Origin of the sequence: Methylobacterium sp. 2A (genome assembly GCF_009806555.1) — a bacterium.
Lineage (GTDB): Bacteria > Pseudomonadota > Alphaproteobacteria > Rhizobiales > Beijerinckiaceae > Methylobacterium.
On the sequence record NZ_VUOK01000018.1, the window covers coordinates 228,742 to 243,082 of the forward strand.

15 protein-coding genes are annotated in these 14,341 nt (G+C 70.4%); 5 read left to right on the forward strand and 10 right to left on the reverse strand.

All coding sequences use genetic code 11. From position 1 onward, the window contains the following. Positions 1–31 precede the first annotated feature (31 nt). Positions 32–349: a helix-turn-helix domain-containing protein gene (locus FVE89_RS09375; protein WP_160533754.1), complete on the forward strand. Its 318-nt coding sequence runs from the start codon at positions 32–34 to the stop codon at positions 347–349. Between the two features lie 66 nt (positions 350–415). Here FVE89_RS09375 and FVE89_RS09380 read toward each other — a convergent pair whose 3' ends face one another. The 4 genes from FVE89_RS09380 to FVE89_RS31035 all read right to left on the reverse strand — a co-directional run bounded on the left by FVE89_RS09380 (position 416) and on the right by FVE89_RS31035 (position 3,259). After that, positions 416–1,312 carry an inositol monophosphatase family protein gene (locus FVE89_RS09380; protein ID WP_160533755.1) on the reverse strand — a complete coding sequence of 299 codons (897 nt, stop codon included), beginning with the start codon at positions 1,310–1,312 and terminating at the stop codon, positions 416–418. Beyond that, positions 1,309–1,884: an NUDIX hydrolase gene (locus FVE89_RS09385; RefSeq protein WP_160533756.1), complete on the reverse strand. Its 576-nt coding sequence runs from the start codon at positions 1,882–1,884 to the stop codon at positions 1,309–1,311. Before FVE89_RS09385 ends, FVE89_RS09380 begins: the two co-directional genes overlap by 4 nt. A gap of 9 nt (positions 1,885–1,893) precedes the next feature. Beyond that, positions 1,894–2,601 carry a glutathione binding-like protein gene (locus FVE89_RS09390; RefSeq protein ID WP_160533757.1) on the reverse strand — a complete coding sequence of 236 codons (708 nt, stop codon included), beginning with the start codon at positions 2,599–2,601 and terminating at the stop codon, positions 1,894–1,896. A 181-nt stretch (positions 2,602–2,782) separates the two neighbouring features. Further along, positions 2,783–3,259 carry a hypothetical protein gene (locus FVE89_RS31035; protein WP_342389659.1) on the reverse strand — a complete coding sequence of 159 codons (477 nt, stop codon included), beginning with the start codon at positions 3,257–3,259 and terminating at the stop codon, positions 2,783–2,785. 323 nt (positions 3,260–3,582) lie between these two features. On the opposite strand from FVE89_RS31035, the gene FVE89_RS09400 reads away from it, so the two are divergent. Further along, positions 3,583–4,236, forward strand: coding sequence for a protein-L-isoaspartate O-methyltransferase (locus tag FVE89_RS09400; protein WP_160533758.1), 654 nt, complete (start codon positions 3,583–3,585; stop codon positions 4,234–4,236). Positions 4,237–4,252: 16 nt separating this feature from the next. On the opposite strand, the gene FVE89_RS09405 is transcribed toward FVE89_RS09400, so the two are convergent. Genes FVE89_RS09405 through FVE89_RS09415 form a run of 3 tightly spaced genes read right to left on the reverse strand, consistent with a single transcriptional unit; the run spans position 4,253 to position 7,489 of the window. After that, entirely contained in the window at positions 4,253–5,731 is a 1,479-nt protein-coding gene (locus FVE89_RS09405) for an NAD(P)/FAD-dependent oxidoreductase (RefSeq protein ID WP_160533759.1), read from the reverse strand. After that, positions 5,728–6,636, reverse strand: a complete 909-nt coding sequence (locus FVE89_RS09410) for an alpha/beta hydrolase (RefSeq protein ID WP_160533760.1) — start codon at positions 6,634–6,636, stop codon at positions 5,728–5,730. The genes FVE89_RS09405 and FVE89_RS09410 overlap by 4 nt, the downstream gene beginning before the upstream one ends. 1 nt (position 6,637) lies before the next feature. Beyond that, entirely contained in the window at positions 6,638–7,489 is an 852-nt protein-coding gene (locus tag FVE89_RS09415) for an SDR family NAD(P)-dependent oxidoreductase (protein ID WP_160533761.1), read from the reverse strand. Positions 7,490–7,744: 255 nt separating this feature from the next. On the opposite strand from FVE89_RS09415, the gene FVE89_RS09420 reads away from it, so the two are divergent. Continuing rightward, on the forward strand, positions 7,745–8,992 hold the full coding sequence (locus FVE89_RS09420; protein WP_160533762.1) for a nucleoside transporter C-terminal domain-containing protein: 1,248 nt from the start codon (positions 7,745–7,747) through the stop codon (positions 8,990–8,992). 147 nt (positions 8,993–9,139) lie between these two features. Here the strand turns inward: FVE89_RS09420 and pqqA (FVE89_RS09425) are convergent, their stop codons facing one another. Continuing rightward, positions 9,140–9,229 (reverse strand): pyrroloquinoline quinone precursor peptide PqqA, encoded by a 90-nt coding sequence (gene pqqA / locus FVE89_RS09425; RefSeq protein WP_091712468.1) that lies wholly within the window; start codon positions 9,227–9,229, stop codon positions 9,140–9,142. Between the two features lie 80 nt (positions 9,230–9,309). After that, the gene (pqqA, locus tag FVE89_RS09430; RefSeq protein WP_007559223.1) at positions 9,310–9,399 is read right to left on the reverse strand and encodes a pyrroloquinoline quinone precursor peptide PqqA; all 90 of its coding nucleotides are present in this window, start codon (positions 9,397–9,399) and stop codon (positions 9,310–9,312) included. Positions 9,400–9,818: 419 nt separating this feature from the next. Between pqqA (FVE89_RS09430) and mgtE the strand changes: the two genes are divergently transcribed. Both mgtE and FVE89_RS09440 read left to right on the forward strand, forming a co-directional pair. Next, positions 9,819–11,189, forward strand: coding sequence for a magnesium transporter (gene mgtE / locus FVE89_RS09435; protein ID WP_160533763.1), 1,371 nt, complete (start codon positions 9,819–9,821; stop codon positions 11,187–11,189). A gap of 210 nt (positions 11,190–11,399) precedes the next feature. Continuing rightward, positions 11,400–12,623, forward strand: coding sequence for an aspartyl protease family protein (locus FVE89_RS09440; protein WP_160533764.1), 1,224 nt, complete (start codon positions 11,400–11,402; stop codon positions 12,621–12,623). 31 nt (positions 12,624–12,654) lie between these two features. Here FVE89_RS09440 and FVE89_RS09445 read toward each other — a convergent pair whose 3' ends face one another. Beyond that, the gene (locus FVE89_RS09445; protein ID WP_160533765.1) at positions 12,655–14,202 is read right to left on the reverse strand and encodes an AMP-binding protein; all 1,548 of its coding nucleotides are present in this window, start codon (positions 14,200–14,202) and stop codon (positions 12,655–12,657) included. Positions 14,203–14,341: the final 139 nt, after the last annotated feature.

Here is a 14,341-nt window from a genome sequence, read left to right on the forward strand (position 1 = left end):
TGTACGACGAACACCGTACATTATCGCCGCCATGAGCCCGCGCAAGTTCTTCCATCCCGACGCCGCCGCGTTGACGCTGCACCGGATCCTGTTCGCGCTGAGCGATCCGACGCGGCTGGCCGTGGTCTCGGAGCTGAAGGATGGCGCCGAGCGCGCCTCCGGCGATCTCCTGGCCGAGAGCGTGCCGCGCTCGACGATGACGCATCACCTCAAGATCCTTCGAGAGGCCGGCGTGACGCGCACGCGGCCCGAGGGCATGCGCTGCCTGATCTCACTCCGGCGTGACGATGTCGATGCGCGCTTTCCCGGGCTGCTGGAGGCGATCCTGGCGCACGGGCATTCGGGCTGAGGCGCCGACGCCGGCAGCCCGCGCGACGATGCGCTGAGGCGTCTCGGCCAACCTTCCGGATCGGCGCTAGGCGCGCCGGATCGCCCGCGCCAGATCGGCCGCCTGATCCCGGTCCCGGCAGATCAGCCAGAGATCGTCGTGGCTCGACAGCGCGGCATCGAACAGGTCGATGAACGCGGGTGGCGGCTCCGCGAGATCGGGCCAGTGGAACAGACGGAAGCCCAGCGCTTCCAGCACGGGTAGGATCGGCGCGAGATCCCACAGCATGTTGCTGGTCAATGTCGCGTCGAGGCGGCCGGTCGCCAGAAGGGCGGCGTCGGAGATCGCGCCGCCCTCGCTCCAGGGAAACCAGCCGCGCCCATAATCCAGGGTGTAGCGCTGCGCCGAGACGGCGAGCCAGCCGACATGCCCGGTGCGTGTGGCGGGCCGCTCCAGGGGCCGCAGCGCCTCGGTCGGGCGTCCGCCCCGGGTCGGTGCCCAAAGGGCCTGGCCCTCGCAGGCCGCCAGCAGGAGGCCGCGCGCCGCCTCCGGCGGATCGATCCGGGCGGGACCGGCGCGGTCCTCGGCCCAGACCGGCAGGTTCATCACGCCGATGCGCGGCCAGCCTGCGCGGCAGGCCGCCACCATCACGCCCCAGCCCGTCAGGCCGCCCGCGAAGGGGCGGGTCCCGTCGATCGGGTCGGCCACGAAGGTCCAGGCATCCCGGGCGAGCATCGCCGAGGCGGCCGCGTGGCCGAGATCGCCGGCCGTCTCCTCCTCGATCAGGTCCGGGCCGAGTCGATCGTGCAGCAGGCGGCTGACGGCGAGGTCGGCCTCCGTGAGGGCCTGGCCCAGATCCGGGCCCTTGTTGGTCATGTCGAGCCCGGCCGCGCGCATGCGCAGGGCGATGGGTGCCGCCTCCTCGACGAAGGCCAGCATCCGGGCGAGGACAGCCTGCGCGGAGGCATCGGACGGAACGGTCATGCGGCGAACAGCGCGGGGTGACGGAGCATCAGGGCCTGGACGAGCACGAGCGTCTTGAGGTCGGGAAGCCGGCCCGAACGGGCGGCGTCGGACAGCTCCGCGAGGGGAACTTCCACGGGCAGCACCTGCTCGCCCTCCGCGTGCAGCCCGCCGCCGGGACCGACCTTGTCGGCCTGCCCGTAGGGCGCGAGGTAGAGCCAGAGGCGCTCCGAGGAGACGCTCGGCATGCTGTAGGCATGTGCCACGCGTTCCAGCTGCCGCAGGTGCACGCCCGCCTCCTCCATGGCTTCCCGGATCGCGGTCGCCTCCGGCTCGCCGCCGTCGAGGCCGCCCGCCGGTGCCTCGTCCAGGTCGGCCGGCTCGCCCCAGAAGGCCGGGCCAACCCGGGCCTGCCGGACGAGCAGCGCCACGCGCCGCTCGGGGTCGTAGGGCAGGACGCAGGCCGCCTCGCCGTGATCCTCCAGCGCCCTCGGCACCGTGCTGCCGTCGGGCAGGGTCAGCGTGGCGATCCCGAAGGTGTTCCACCCGCGGTGGATCACCCGGAGGGGCAAAGCGGCCGGCGTCTCGCTCATCGGGGCGGGTCAGCGCTTGGTGTTGGCGGCCGTCTGGCCGAACATCACCTTCTTGGCGTCCTCGCTCATGGTCTTGCCGAAATCGGGATTGATCTCCGGCGCGCGGGCATAGGCCGCCTTGGTGGCGGGCCGCTCGGCGATGGCCGAGAACCAGCGCTTGAGGTTCGGGTGCTCGTCGAGGTTCTGGCCCTGCTTCTCCCACGGCACGATCCAGGGATAGCAGGCCATGTCGGCGATGGAGTATTCGGGCCCGGCGACGAACGCACGGTCGGCCAAGCGCCGGTCGAGCACGCCGTAGAGCCGGTTGGTCTCGTTGACGTAGCGCTTGATCGCGTAGTCGATCTTCTCGGGCGCGTATTGCGAGAAATGGTGGTTCTGGCCGAGCATGGGCCCGAGGCCGCCCATCTGCCAGAACAGCCATTGCAGCACCTCGGCCCGGCCGCGCAGATCGGCCGGGATGAAGCGCCCGGTCTTCTCGGCGAGGTAGAGCAGGATCGCGCCCGATTCGAACAGCGAGACCGGGGCACCCCCACCGACCGGCTCGTCGTCGATGATCGCCGGCATGCGGTTATTGGGGGCGATCTTCAGAAAATCCGGGTTGAATTGCTCGCCTTTTCCAATATTGACCGCGCTGATTTTGTACGGCAGGCCTGCTTCTTCGAGGAACATCGTGATCTTGTGGCCGTTCGGTGTCGGCCAGTAGTAGAGATCGATCATCGGCTTATGTCCCGCTAAACCCCCGGCGGACGGGAAGTGGGCCTGCCGGGTGCTCCGGTCAAGCATGTGCGTACGGCCATCGAGCTGTCGTTGATCCTCCAGACAGCCCCCTCGTCCTGCGGGCCGTCGCGCAGAGGAGGCCTCGAAGGATGGCGACCGGATTCGCGCATCGCGTTCGGGATCAGCCTATGGTTGCCAAGAGGGGCGGGCCGGACATCCCCCACGCATCTGCCTCCCGGCAGAGGAGGAGGGCGATTCGCACAAACGTCCTGTCTCCTCTCCAGAGGGACATGTGGACATCGTCCCAGTTGAACAGGAACTTCCGGCCACGGTTCAGCACCTCGTAGAGGAGGGTGCCGCTGCCGCGCGCGAAATCCTTGGGCCGCAGGATGAACAGATCGGTGCGGTATTCGACAAAGCCGCGGGCGTTGCGGGGCGCCAGGGCAATATCGGCGATGCCGGCATTGGCTGAATCGGTCGGGTCGATCTCGCCGCGAGCCGTTCCGATCACCCGCTCGTAGGGGACGGCCTGCCCGAAGGCTGCGCCATCCGCGAACGGCTCGACCGCGGTGATGTCGATGCCGACGATCCGGGCCGAGGCGGGTGCCATGAGCGGAGGGGCCAGCGCCAGGGCGCCGATACAGGCCTGCAGGCGCACGGCGCGGGCACGCATTCCCGACCTCCACGATCTTGTGGCCCCGGCAGACGCGGCGCCCTTGTTCACGACATGATAGGGGCCGGCCTTCCGTGCCGGCAGAATTCGGTCGACCCACCTCTCACGTCGGCGTCAGATGTCAGGCCGACGATGGGGCCGCGGAATGCCGTTGCATTCATTCGAGGACGTACGCGCCAGCCTTGCGTTTTGGCGACCGATCTCCGAAAACGCCCCCCGTCCGGGAAGCTAGGCTTGGCCGGGGCATCCGGCCGTCCGTCGGAGCCCGGCCGGTGCGGCATTCCGATCCCGTTCGAGGACAGGGTTCGATGATCGATTACGCGCAGGCGCGGCGGATGATGGTCGACTGCCAGTTGCGGACCTTCGACGTCAACGACATCGCGGTGCTCGACGCGTTCGACGACGTGCCGCGCGAGACCTTCGTGCCCCAGGGGCGCGAGCCCTTCGCGTATATCGATCAGACCCTGCATATCGACGAGGCCGGCGGCGGGACCCGCTGCATGCCGGCGCCGATGGTGCTGGCCCGGATGATCCAGGCCCTGAAGATCCGCCCGGGCGTAGCCGCCCTCGATGTCGCCACCGGCTACGGCTACGCGGCGGCGGTCATGGCGCATCTCGGCGCGCAGGTGACGGCGCTCGAATCGGTTTCGAGCCTCGCCGCCGAGGCGCGCAGGCGGCTCGGCCCCACGGTGCAGGTGATCGAGGGGCCGATCGAGGCGGGTGCGCCGAAGCAAGCGCCCTTCGACGCGATCCTGATCAACGGCCGCATCGAGGTCCGGCCGCAAACGCTGCTGGAGCAGCTCAAGGACGACGGCCGCCTCGTCTGCGTGATGGGACCTCATCGCAACGCCAAGGTGACGCTGTTCGTGCGCGCCGGCGACGCCTTCGGGGCACGGCCGCTGTTCGACGCGTCGCTGCCCGGGCTCGAGGCCTTCCAGGAGGAAGCCGGGTTCGCGTTCTGAACGTTCGATCCGAGCTTCAGCCCAGCCGGTAATCCGCCATCCGCGCCCGCCGGGCGCTCCGGCGATAGGCCATCACGGAATCCGGCCAGAGGGTCGCGTTGCGGCCCTGCGCGTCGAGGTACCAGCTCCGGCAGCCGCCGGCCTGCCAGATGCTGTCTGAGAGCCGGGCGCGGATCCGGTCGAGGAAGCGCGCCTGCGCCTCCGGGCGGACCTCGATGGCGCGGGTGCCCCGCCGCAGGGCCTTCAGGCAATCCAGCACGTGCTGCACCTGGATCTCGATCATCGCCACGACCGAGTTGTGCCCGAGCCCCGTATTCGGCCCGAGCAGCATGAAGTAGTTCGGGAAGCCCGCGACCGTGATGCCCTGGTAGGCGCCCATGCCGTCGGCCCAGGCCTCCTTCAGGCGCAGACCGCCGCGGCCGACGAGGTCCATCCGCGTGAAGGTCGCGGTGACGTCGAATCCGGTGGCGTAGACGATGACGTCGAGATCGTGCGCCCGGCCATCCTCGGTGACCGCGCCGGCCTCGGTGATCCGCGCGATGCGGCCGGTTTCCAGCGTCACGTTCGGGCGCTGAAGGGCGGGGTAATAGTCGTCCGAGATCAGCACGCGCTTGCAGCCGAGCCGGTAGCTTGGCGTCAGCTTCGCCCGCAGGTCCTTGTCGCGCACCGCCTTGGCGAGGTGGCGCCGCGCCAGACCCTCCGCCTGAACAGTCAGCTTCGAGACCTTGGTGAAGCCCAGGAGGGCGCGCACCTCGTGCAGCCAGAACAGCCGAGCCCGTTCAAGCCGGCGAGCGAGCGGGAGGCGCCGGTAGCGGTCCCTGGCGCGCTCCGCGATGGCATGATCGTTCTTGGGCATGATCCAGGGTGGCGTGCGCTGGAACAGGGTGAGATGGCCGGCGATCTTGGCAAGTTCCGGCACAACCTGGATCGCGCTCGCCCCCGTGCCGATCACGCCAATGCGCTTGCCGGCGAGGTTCACGGAGTGGTCCCAGGCGGCCGTGTGGAAGGCCGGACCCGCGAAGCTGTCGCGGCCCGGAATGGCGGGATAGGCCGGATGGTGAAGGCCGCCCATGCCGGAGACGATCGCCCGCGCGGTGATCGGCCCGCGGTCGGTCTCCACGTGCCAGAGCGCGGCCGCCTCGTCCCAGGTCGCGCCCTGGAAGGTCGTGCCGAGCTGGATGAGGGGCGTCAGATTGTGGCGCTCGGCGGTCTCGCGCAGATAGGCCAGGATCTCGGCCTGCGGCGCATACATCCGGCTCCAATCCGCCTTGGGAGCGAAGGAGAGGGAGTAGAGGTGGGAGGGGATGTCGCAGGCCGCCCCCGGATAGGTGTTGTCGTACCACGTGCCGCCGATGCTGCCGGACTTCTCGATCACGCGCAGCGGCCCGATCCCGGCCTGCCTGCAGCGGATCGCCATGGCGAGCCCGGAGAAGCCGGCGCCGACGATCAGGACCGCCAGCGGCTCCGGTCCGGTGTCGCGCGGAATGTCGGTCATCGCTTCGGGCTCCCGGAAGAGGCGTCGGGCTGCGGCGCGTGGGCCTTGAGGAAGGCGGCGGCCTCGTCCAGGGAGGCGCGCGCCTCCGGCAGCATACCGGCGGCGAATTGCCAGGCGTGGGAGACGACCGGAAAGACCTTCAGCTCCGTCGCGACGCCGGCTGCCCGGGCCCGCTCCGCCATGCGCACGGAATCGTCGCGCAGCACCTCCCGGCCGCCCACGTGGAACAGCAGCGGCGGGAAGCCGGTCGGGTCGCCGTTGATCGGTGAGATGCGCGGGTCGGCCGGGTCGGCAGTCCCGAGATACATCGTCCGGATCGTCGCCAGCGCCTTCGGGTCGAACATGGCGTCATGCCACGCATTCGTGACGCGCGAGCCCCCTTCGGAGACGAAGTCGGTGGCCGGGGAGAACAGGGCGGCGGCCCAGGGCATCGGCAGGTTCCGCGACCGGGCCTCGCTCATCAGGACGAGGGCGAGGTTGCCGCCGGCGGATTCCCCCGCCACGCAGGCCGCGCCCTCGGCGCTGAAGGCCCGCCAGACCGCCATGACATCCTCGACGGCGGCCGGGAACGGGTGCTCGGGGGCGAGGCGGTAATCGGGGGCGAAGATCGTGAAGCCGCGATTGGCCAGGGCGCCGGTGACGGGCCGGTGCGTGCGCGGCGAGCAGGCGATGAAGCCGCCGCCGTGGATGTAGAGCATCCGCCGCCCGGGCCCCGCCTTCGGCCGGACCCACTCGCCCCGCACGCCGCCGACGCTGCCGGCCTCGTAGGTCACGCCCTTCGGGTCCGGGAAAGTCGGCGCCTCGAAGATGCGGCGGAAGTCGGCCGCGCTCCGCGCCCGGGCCAGCGGGCCGCGGACCCGGCTGCGGATCATGTAGGCGCCGATATAGGCACGCAGGCTCGCCATCTCAGAGTTTCCCACCCGACATGCGCACGATCGTCTTCCAGTAGCCCGCCGGCATCAGACGCTGGATCAGGGCCGCGCTGCGGGCATCCTTGCCGATCACGAGGCGCGGCGCCCGGGTCTCGATGGCGCGGATGATCTGCGCCGCAGCCTCCGTGGGGGCGAGCGTCAGGAGCTTGCCGAAGGCCTCGCGGGCCTCCGCATCCTCCACCGCCGCGCGCTTGGCCGCCTCCGGGTCGCTCGGCGGCCGCCGGCCGCGGGCATTGCGGGAGATGGCGGTGGCGACGCCGCCCGGATGGACCACCGTCACGCCGAGCCCGGTGCCGGCATATTCATGCCGCAGGGCCTCCGAGAAGCCGCGGACCCCGAACTTGCTGGTGCAGTAGGCGACCTGCCCGGGCGGCGCGATCAGCCCGAACAGGCTCGACAGGTTGACGATCTGCGCCGCAGGCCGGGCGCGCAGCATCGGCAGGAAGGCGTGGCACATCCGCACGACCGCGCGCAGGTTGATGTCCATCAGCCACTCGAAATCGTCGAGATGCGTCTCGTCGAACCGGCCGCCGAGCGCCACGCCGGCATTGTTGATCAGGATGTCGACATGGCCGAAGCGCTCCGTCGCCCAACCCGGCAGTGCGCGGATCGCCTCCGCGTCCACGAGATCGACGACCCGGGTCTCGACCGCCGCGCCGTGCTCGCGGATCCGCCGGGCGATCGTCCCCAGGCCTTCCGAATCGCGGTCCACCAGCAGCAGGCTACATCCCTTGGCGGCGAGCGCCGTCGCCAGGGCAGCCCCGATGCCACTCGCGGCACCGGTGATGAGCGCGACCGTTCCCGCGAGCTGAAACCTCTGAGCCAAGCTGCGCCTCCCGTTTCGCCGGTTGGTCCGGGCGTTGACCGAGGGATAGGGCCGGCTCGCGGGATTGTCTAGGGTGAACACCCTAGACGAGGCGATGGCCGGCGGGACGGCACCGCGCGACGGAGGCCGGGCTCGATCGCGGTTTCGTGCCTCTCCGCGATCCGCTCGCCCCGCATCTCGCCGCTCCTCAACCGGATCGACAGATTCTGGCCCGAACCTTCCATGGGCGCCGACCGTGCTCATGAGAAGGATCCGATGCTCGACCGCCTGACCCATGCCGGCCTCAGCCTCCTGCTGCTGCTCGCCGTCGCGGTGCTGTTCTCCACGAACCGGCGGGCGATCCGCCCGCGGGTCGTGCTCACCGGCTTGGCGCTTCAGGTGGGCCTCGGCGCGCTGATCCTGTTCCTGCCGGCCGGGCAGGCGGCCCTGAACGCGGCCGCCGCTGTGGTGGTGCGCGTGCTTTCCTACGGCGATCGCGGCACCGCCTTCCTGTTCGGCGGGCTCGTCGAGCCGAAGATGTTCGAGCTGTTCGGCGGCTCGGGCTTCATCCTGGCGCTGCGGGTGCTGCCGCAGATCCTCTACGTCTCCGCCCTGATCGGCGTGCTCTACCACCTGGGCGTGATGCAGGCCCTGGCACGGGGCCTCGGCGCGGTGCTGCGGCGGATCCTCGGCACCTCGCCGATCGAGTCCTTCGCGGCGGTGATCACCATCGCGATCGGCCAGAGCGAGATCGCGGTGGCTTTGCGCCCGTTCCTCGCCCGCCTGACCGGGGCCGAATTGTTCGCCGTGATGTCGAGCGGGGCCGCCTCCACCGCCGGCTCGATCCTGGCCGGCTACGCGGCGCTCGGCGTCCCGATGACCTACCTGCTCGCGGCTTCCGCGATGGCGATTCCCGGTGGGCTCCTCTACGCCAAGATGCTGGTGCCCTCCACGGAGCCGACCCGGATCACCACCACCCGGGTCGAGTTCGGCGAGACCCGGGCGGCCAACGTCATCGAGGCGGCGGCCGACGGCACGCAGAAGGGGCTGGCGGTGGCGGTCTCGGTCGGCGCGATGCTGATCGCCTTCGTGGGGTTGATCGCGCTGGCGGATGGCCTGTTCGGCACCCTCGGCGGATGGGTGGGCTATCCCGGCGCCTCGTTCGAGGGGGTGCTCGGCTGGGCGCTCAGCCCGCTCGCGTGGCTCCTCGGCGTCCCCTGGGAGCACGCGACGCTGGCTGGCGGCGCGATCGGCCAGAAGATCGCCTTCAACGAGTTCCTGGCCTACGCCAACCTGTCGCCGACCCTGAAGGCCGGGACGCTCGATGCCCGGTCGCAGGCGATCGTCTGCTTCGCCCTGTGTGGCTTCGCGAACTTCGCCTCGATCGCCATCCAGCTCGCGAGCTTCGCGAGCCTCGTGCCGGAGCGGCGCTCCGAGGTCGCCCGCTACGGGCTGCGGGCGATCCTGGCGGGGACGCTGTCGAACCTCACGAGCGCGGCGATCGCGGGGTTGTTCGTGAAATGACTTGGCTGCGGTCGTATTCCGAAGACAGGCCGGCCGTCGTTTCTAAAGAGCCTGCCGTTTGCCGTACTGAACGCACAGATCTGCACACCGCGCAAAAGAAAAGCGCCGCTTCGCGAGAAGCGGCGCCCGAACCATCTGATCGAGATCTTAGTTGAAGGTGTCGATCTCGGCGGACTCGTAGCTGGTGACTTCCATGCCGACGCAGATCTCGGACACGATCGGAGCAGTCCAGGCCATGTATTCCTCCTCGTAAACTTCAGGTGGTTGACGCAAGCGACCACGGTGACCGGAGCGACGACCGCGCCGGCCCGGGCCTCTTAGTTGAAGGTGTCGATCTCGGCGGACTCGTAGCTGGTGACTTCCATGCCGACGCAGATCTCGGACACGATCGGGGCAGACCAAGCCATGGCGTTTCTCCTCAGTGTTGATGAGGCGTATATAGGCAATATCTTGGACGCAATACAAGTGAGCGCAACACTTATATTTCTCATAGGGACCCCTGGTGCATCGGCGCGACACAAGCGGGCGGCGTGCGCGCCGGGGAGCTGAAAGCCCGGGACCCTGGAACCGTTACGGCTTGACGGACCTCCCGCGCGGGCGCACGACGCAGCCGCGCGACATCGTTCCGGCGGCGCCGCGCTCCCCTTCAGCAGCGACCCGCGAAGCGACGTGCCCGACCGATCGTGCCTGCCGTGCCCGGCCCCGTGCCGTCGTCCCGCCTGAGCCGCTGAGAGGCCTGGCCGCGGGGCAACCGACGCGGCGCCCGTCACGGCCCAGCCCCAGGATGACCGGCGCCGCGTCGCCTCGTAACCGACGAGGCGAGGCCATGAACGAGATCGCCCCCTTCGACACCCGCGTCGACCCCTCCGTGCTGGCCGCGCGGCTCTCGGATGAACGCGCCCCCGACATCGTCGAGAAGCTCAACGACGAGGCCCCCGAGGTCGCGGCCGCGATCCTGCTCGGCCTGCCGATGGAGCGGGCCGTGGAGGTGCTGGACCAGCCGGAACTCGACTGCGCCGCCGACATCATCGAGATGCTGCCCCGCGACCGGGTGGCGAGCTATCTCTCGGGCATGTCGGCCGACCGCGTCACCGACGTCTTTCGCGAGATCGAGGAGCCCGGCCGCTCCGACCTGCGCGCCCGCCTCGATGCCGAGACCCGCGGCGCCGTGGACCGCCTCTCGGCCTATGGCGAGGAGACGGTCGGCTCGCTGATGACCACCGAGTTCGTCACCGTGCCGGGCACCTGGACGGTGGGCCAGACCCTGGAGCACATCCGCCACGTCGAGAAGACCCGCGAGACCATCTACGCGATCTTCGTGCTCGATCCGCGCACCCGCGCGCTCACCAAGGCGGTGCCCCTGCGCCGGCTGATCTCGGGCAATCCGAACGACAACGTGCTGAGCGTGGCCCCGGGCCGGCGGCCGCTCGCCGTCTCGCCGACCGCGAGCCGCGAGGAGGCGGCCCGGCTGATCTCCAAATACGACCTGCTGGCCCTGCCGGTGGTCGACGCGGTCGGCCACGTGATCGGCATCGTGACCGTCGACGACATGATCGACGCGATGATCGAGAAGCAGACGCAGGACGTGCAGCGCTTCGGCGGCATGGAGGCGCTGCCCGAGCCCTACATGGATATCGGCTTCTTCACGATGATCCGGAAGCGGGCCGGCTGGCTCTGCGCGCTGTTCCTCTCGGAGATGCTGACCGCCTCGGCCATGCAGGGCTTCGAGGGCGAGCTGGAGAAGGCGATCGTCCTGACGCTGTTCATCCCGCTGATCATGAGCTCGGGCGGCAATTCCGGCTCGCAGGCGACTTCGCTGCTGATCCGGGCGCTCGCCCTGCACCAGATCCGCCTGCGCGACTGGTGGCGGGTGGCGTTGCGGGAACTGCCGACCGGGATGCTGCTCGGCGCGATCCTCGGGGTGATCGCGGTGATCCGGATCGTCGCGTGGCAGAAGCTCGGCCTCTACGATTACGGCGAGCACTGGCCGCTGGTCGCCGCCACGGTCGGGGCGGCGCTGGTCGGAATCGTGACGTTCGGCTCGCTGTCGGGCTCGATGCTGCCGTTCCTGCTCCAGCGGATCGGCTTCGATCCGGCGACCGCCTCGGCACCGTTCGTGGCGACGCTGGTCGATGTGACCGGGCTCGTCATCTACTTCTCGGTGGCGCTGCTGATCCTGCGCGGGACGCTGCTGTAGAACGCCGCGTTCCCGGGGGGGACGAAAAGTACGAACCCAGGTTCGGAGTGGATTCGGCAAGGACGGCCGCAGGTTTCCCGGCTGGAACCGGCAATTGTCCAGCGCTCTTGCCGCGCGCGGCGTTGGCTTGCCACCGGAAGTCTGTTTAGGCGGGCCTTGCGCCGTCGCGCTATCGCGTGGCGGCGCCACGACCACCGGAGCAATCTGCCGATGCAGCGCCACGTTCGCGAATTGAGCTTGGCCCTCTCTGTCTGGGCCGGGCTCATCCCGATGGCTCCGGCCCTTGCGGAGGATCAGGCGTCCACCGGGCAGGCCCATTACCGCCCCGCGCCGGAGACCGGGCAGCCTGACTGGATCGCCTGGACGGCCGACGGCGATGGCGTGCTGCGGTTCGATGCCGTGGTCGCCGGCCGGCCCGTCAACGCCATGGCGGATACCGGCGCGACCTTCACGGCGCTCGATCGCCGGTTCGCCGAGACGCTGGGCGCCAAGGTGGCGGCGAACGCGCAGGCCATTCCGGTGGTCGGGACCGGCGGTCCGGCCTCGGCCTATCCGGGACCGACGATCGATCTGACCTTCCCCTCCTACACGATCGAGCGGCTGCCGACGGCCATCCTCGACCTCGCGCCGCTGCGGGCCGACGGCGAACGCCCGATCGACATGATGCTCGGGCTCGATGTCCTCGGCAGCGGCGCCCTGGAACTCGATCTCGCCGGTCACGGCTGGCGCCTGTGGCCGAGCGGGGTCCAATGGCAGGAGGCCGCGACGGCACCCCTGCACCGGTCGGAGACGGGCTTCTACACCTTCGTGACGATTCCGCTCGGCGCCCGGCCGCTCCGCTTGTGGGTCGATACCGGCGCGATGGCGGGGCTGCGGCTCACCGCCGCCGCGGCGGAGACGATCGCGGCTTTGAAGCAGGGCCGGCGCACGTCGATCGCCGCGCAGGGGGTCAATGGCATGGCGGTGGAGACCCTCGTCATTCCGAGCCGCCTGACCTTCGGCGCGGCCGAGCTGTCGGAGGTCCCGGTGCAGATCGAAGGGGAGGGGGGCGACGCGCAGCCGGAGGGGTTCGACGGCATGATCGGCCTCGGACTCCTGCAGCGGCTCCACGCCGTCCTGGATGTCCCGGCCGGCACCTTCCTGTACGCCGCCGACACGGCGACGCCGAAGCCCCTGGTGCGATCGACCATCGGGCTTCAGACGGGATGGGATGGCGGCGGCGTCGTGGTCCGCCACGTAATGGCCAACAGTCCGGCCGCTTCCGGCGGATGGCGGGCGGGCGATCGCATCTGCGCCGTCGACGGCGCGCCCGTGACCCAACGCGCGGCGAACCATGCGGCCTATCCGTGGAGCGTCAAGCCAGCCGGAACGAAGCTGACCTTCCGGCTCTGCGACGGCACCGAACGCGCGCTCGTCGCACAGGATTTCTATTGAGGCCCCGTGCCGGCCTCGGGCGCTGCCCTGATCAGCCGGAGGATCGCACCGCCTCGGCCAGCCGCTTCCGCTGCACCTTGCCGTTGGCCGTGCGCGGCAGGGCGTCGAGGAAGCGGATCTCCCGCGGGCGCTTGTAGGCGGCGAGCCGCTCGGCACACCACGCGAGCAGCGCCTCCGCGTCGGGCTCGGCATCGGGTTGAGGCACCACGAAGCCGCAGATGACCGAGACATCCGCCCGCACCGGCAGCTCGGCGACGCCGACCTCCGCAACCGCGGGGTGGGCGGCCAGCACCACCTCGACCTCGTTGGGCGAGACCCGGTAGCCCATCGCCTTCATCAGGTCGTTGTTGCGGCCCTCGAACCAGAGGTAGCCGTCTTCATCGAATCGGGCGAGGTCGCCGCCGACGAACCAGTCGCCGCGCATCACCTCGGCCTCCTCCTCGGGCCGGTTCCAGTAGCCGAGCATCAGGGCCGGCTCGGAGCGGTGGACGGCCAGCAGCCCGGTCTCGCCCGCCGGCAGCGGCACCGGCTCGCCCTCGACCGGCAGGATCGCCACGCGCCGCCCGGGCTGCGGCTTGCCGGGTGAGCCGGGGCGCACCGGGATGGTGGGGCCGCTGGAGATGTAGGTCGAGATCTCGCTCATCCCGAGCGCCTCGTAGAGCGGCTTGCCGGTTGCCTCGGTCCAGGCCGCGAGCAGCTCCACCGGGAGCGCCTCGCCGGCCGTGCAGCCGTAGCGCAGGCGCGACAGGTCGTGGGCCTCGGGGCCGCCGTATTTCAGGATCTGACGGTAGAGGGTCGGCACGGCCGCGAAGATCGTGGCGCCGTATTCCGCGATCAGCCGCGGCCAGACGGCGGGGTCGCGCGGGCCGTTGTAGAGCACCGCCGTGGCGCCCACCGACCACGGGTCGCTGAGGCCCACGCCCAGCGTGTAGGTCCAGTTCATGGTGCCGGCATGCAGCATCACGTCGGATTCGGTTAGGCCCAGCCAGTGGTCGAGCATCGGCCGCCGGCCATAGGCGGCGCGGTGGGCGTGCAGGACGCCCTTCGGCCGGCTGGTGGTGCCGGAGGTGTAGATCAGCATCGCCGGATCGTCGGCGGCGGTGTCGGCGTAGTCGGGCAGCGGCGGCCCGGCCTTCAGGGCGGCGATCGTGGGGGCGTCGAGGAGCAGCCGGTCGCCCAGGGCCTCGGGCGCGACGGTGCAGCCGCTGCCGACGACCAATGCGGCGGCGCCCGAATTCTCCATCAGGAACGCCGCCTCGCCCTCCGTGAGCTGTGGCGAGGAGGGCAGCGACACGAGGCCGGCCGCGAGCGCGCCGAAATGCACGAGGACGTAATCGACCTCGTTGCCCATCCGGATCATCACCCGGTCGCCGGGCCTGAGGCCGAGGCCGAGCAGGCCCGCCGCGATGCCGCGCACCGCGCGCTCGACCGCGCCGAAGGAGAGCCGTTCGACCGTGCCGTCGCCGACCATCACCAGGGCGGTCTTGTCCGGGCGCAGGCGCGCGTTCTCGGCGAGGCCATAGCGGGCCGCATTGAACCGCGCGGGCGGGTGGCGATCGTCAGGCAGGATGTCGGACACCGGGTGCTTCTTCCTGGAAATGGGCTTCCGACCGGGTGTCCTGCGTCGGTGTGCCGTCGTCAACAGAAAGGGGACGGCGGCACCGTACGGCGCCGGACCGTCCCCTCCTGAATAGGCTCGATCCGGGCAGGCCCGGATC

Bases quoted from the DNA above. Each gene is read 5' to 3' on its own strand.
- FVE89_RS09375 (WP_160533754.1), top strand. From the start codon at position 32: ATGAGCCCGCGCAAGTTCTTCCATCCCGACGCCGCCGCGTTGACGCTG.
- FVE89_RS09380 (WP_160533755.1), bottom strand. From the start codon at position 1,312: ATGACCGTTCCGTCCGATGCCTCCGCGCAGGCTGTCCTCGCCCGGATG.
- FVE89_RS09385 (WP_160533756.1), bottom strand. From the start codon at position 1,884: ATGAGCGAGACGCCGGCCGCTTTGCCCCTCCGGGTGATCCACCGCGGG.
- FVE89_RS09390 (WP_160533757.1), bottom strand. From the start codon at position 2,601: ATGATCGATCTCTACTACTGGCCGACACCGAACGGCCACAAGATCACG.
- FVE89_RS09400 (WP_160533758.1), top strand. From the start codon at position 3,583: ATGATCGATTACGCGCAGGCGCGGCGGATGATGGTCGACTGCCAGTTG.
- FVE89_RS09405 (WP_160533759.1), bottom strand. From the start codon at position 5,731: ATGACCGACATTCCGCGCGACACCGGACCGGAGCCGCTGGCGGTCCTG.
- FVE89_RS09410 (WP_160533760.1), bottom strand. From the start codon at position 6,636: ATGGCGAGCCTGCGTGCCTATATCGGCGCCTACATGATCCGCAGCCGG.
- FVE89_RS09420 (WP_160533762.1), top strand. From the start codon at position 7,745: ATGCTCGACCGCCTGACCCATGCCGGCCTCAGCCTCCTGCTGCTGCTC.
- pqqA (WP_091712468.1), bottom strand. From the start codon at position 9,229: ATGGCCTGGACTGCTCCGATCGTGTCCGAGATCTGCGTCGGCATGGAA.
- pqqA (WP_007559223.1), bottom strand. From the start codon at position 9,399: ATGGCTTGGTCTGCCCCGATCGTGTCCGAGATCTGCGTCGGCATGGAA.
- mgtE (WP_160533763.1), top strand. From the start codon at position 9,819: ATGAACGAGATCGCCCCCTTCGACACCCGCGTCGACCCCTCCGTGCTG.
- FVE89_RS09440 (WP_160533764.1), top strand. From the start codon at position 11,400: ATGCAGCGCCACGTTCGCGAATTGAGCTTGGCCCTCTCTGTCTGGGCC.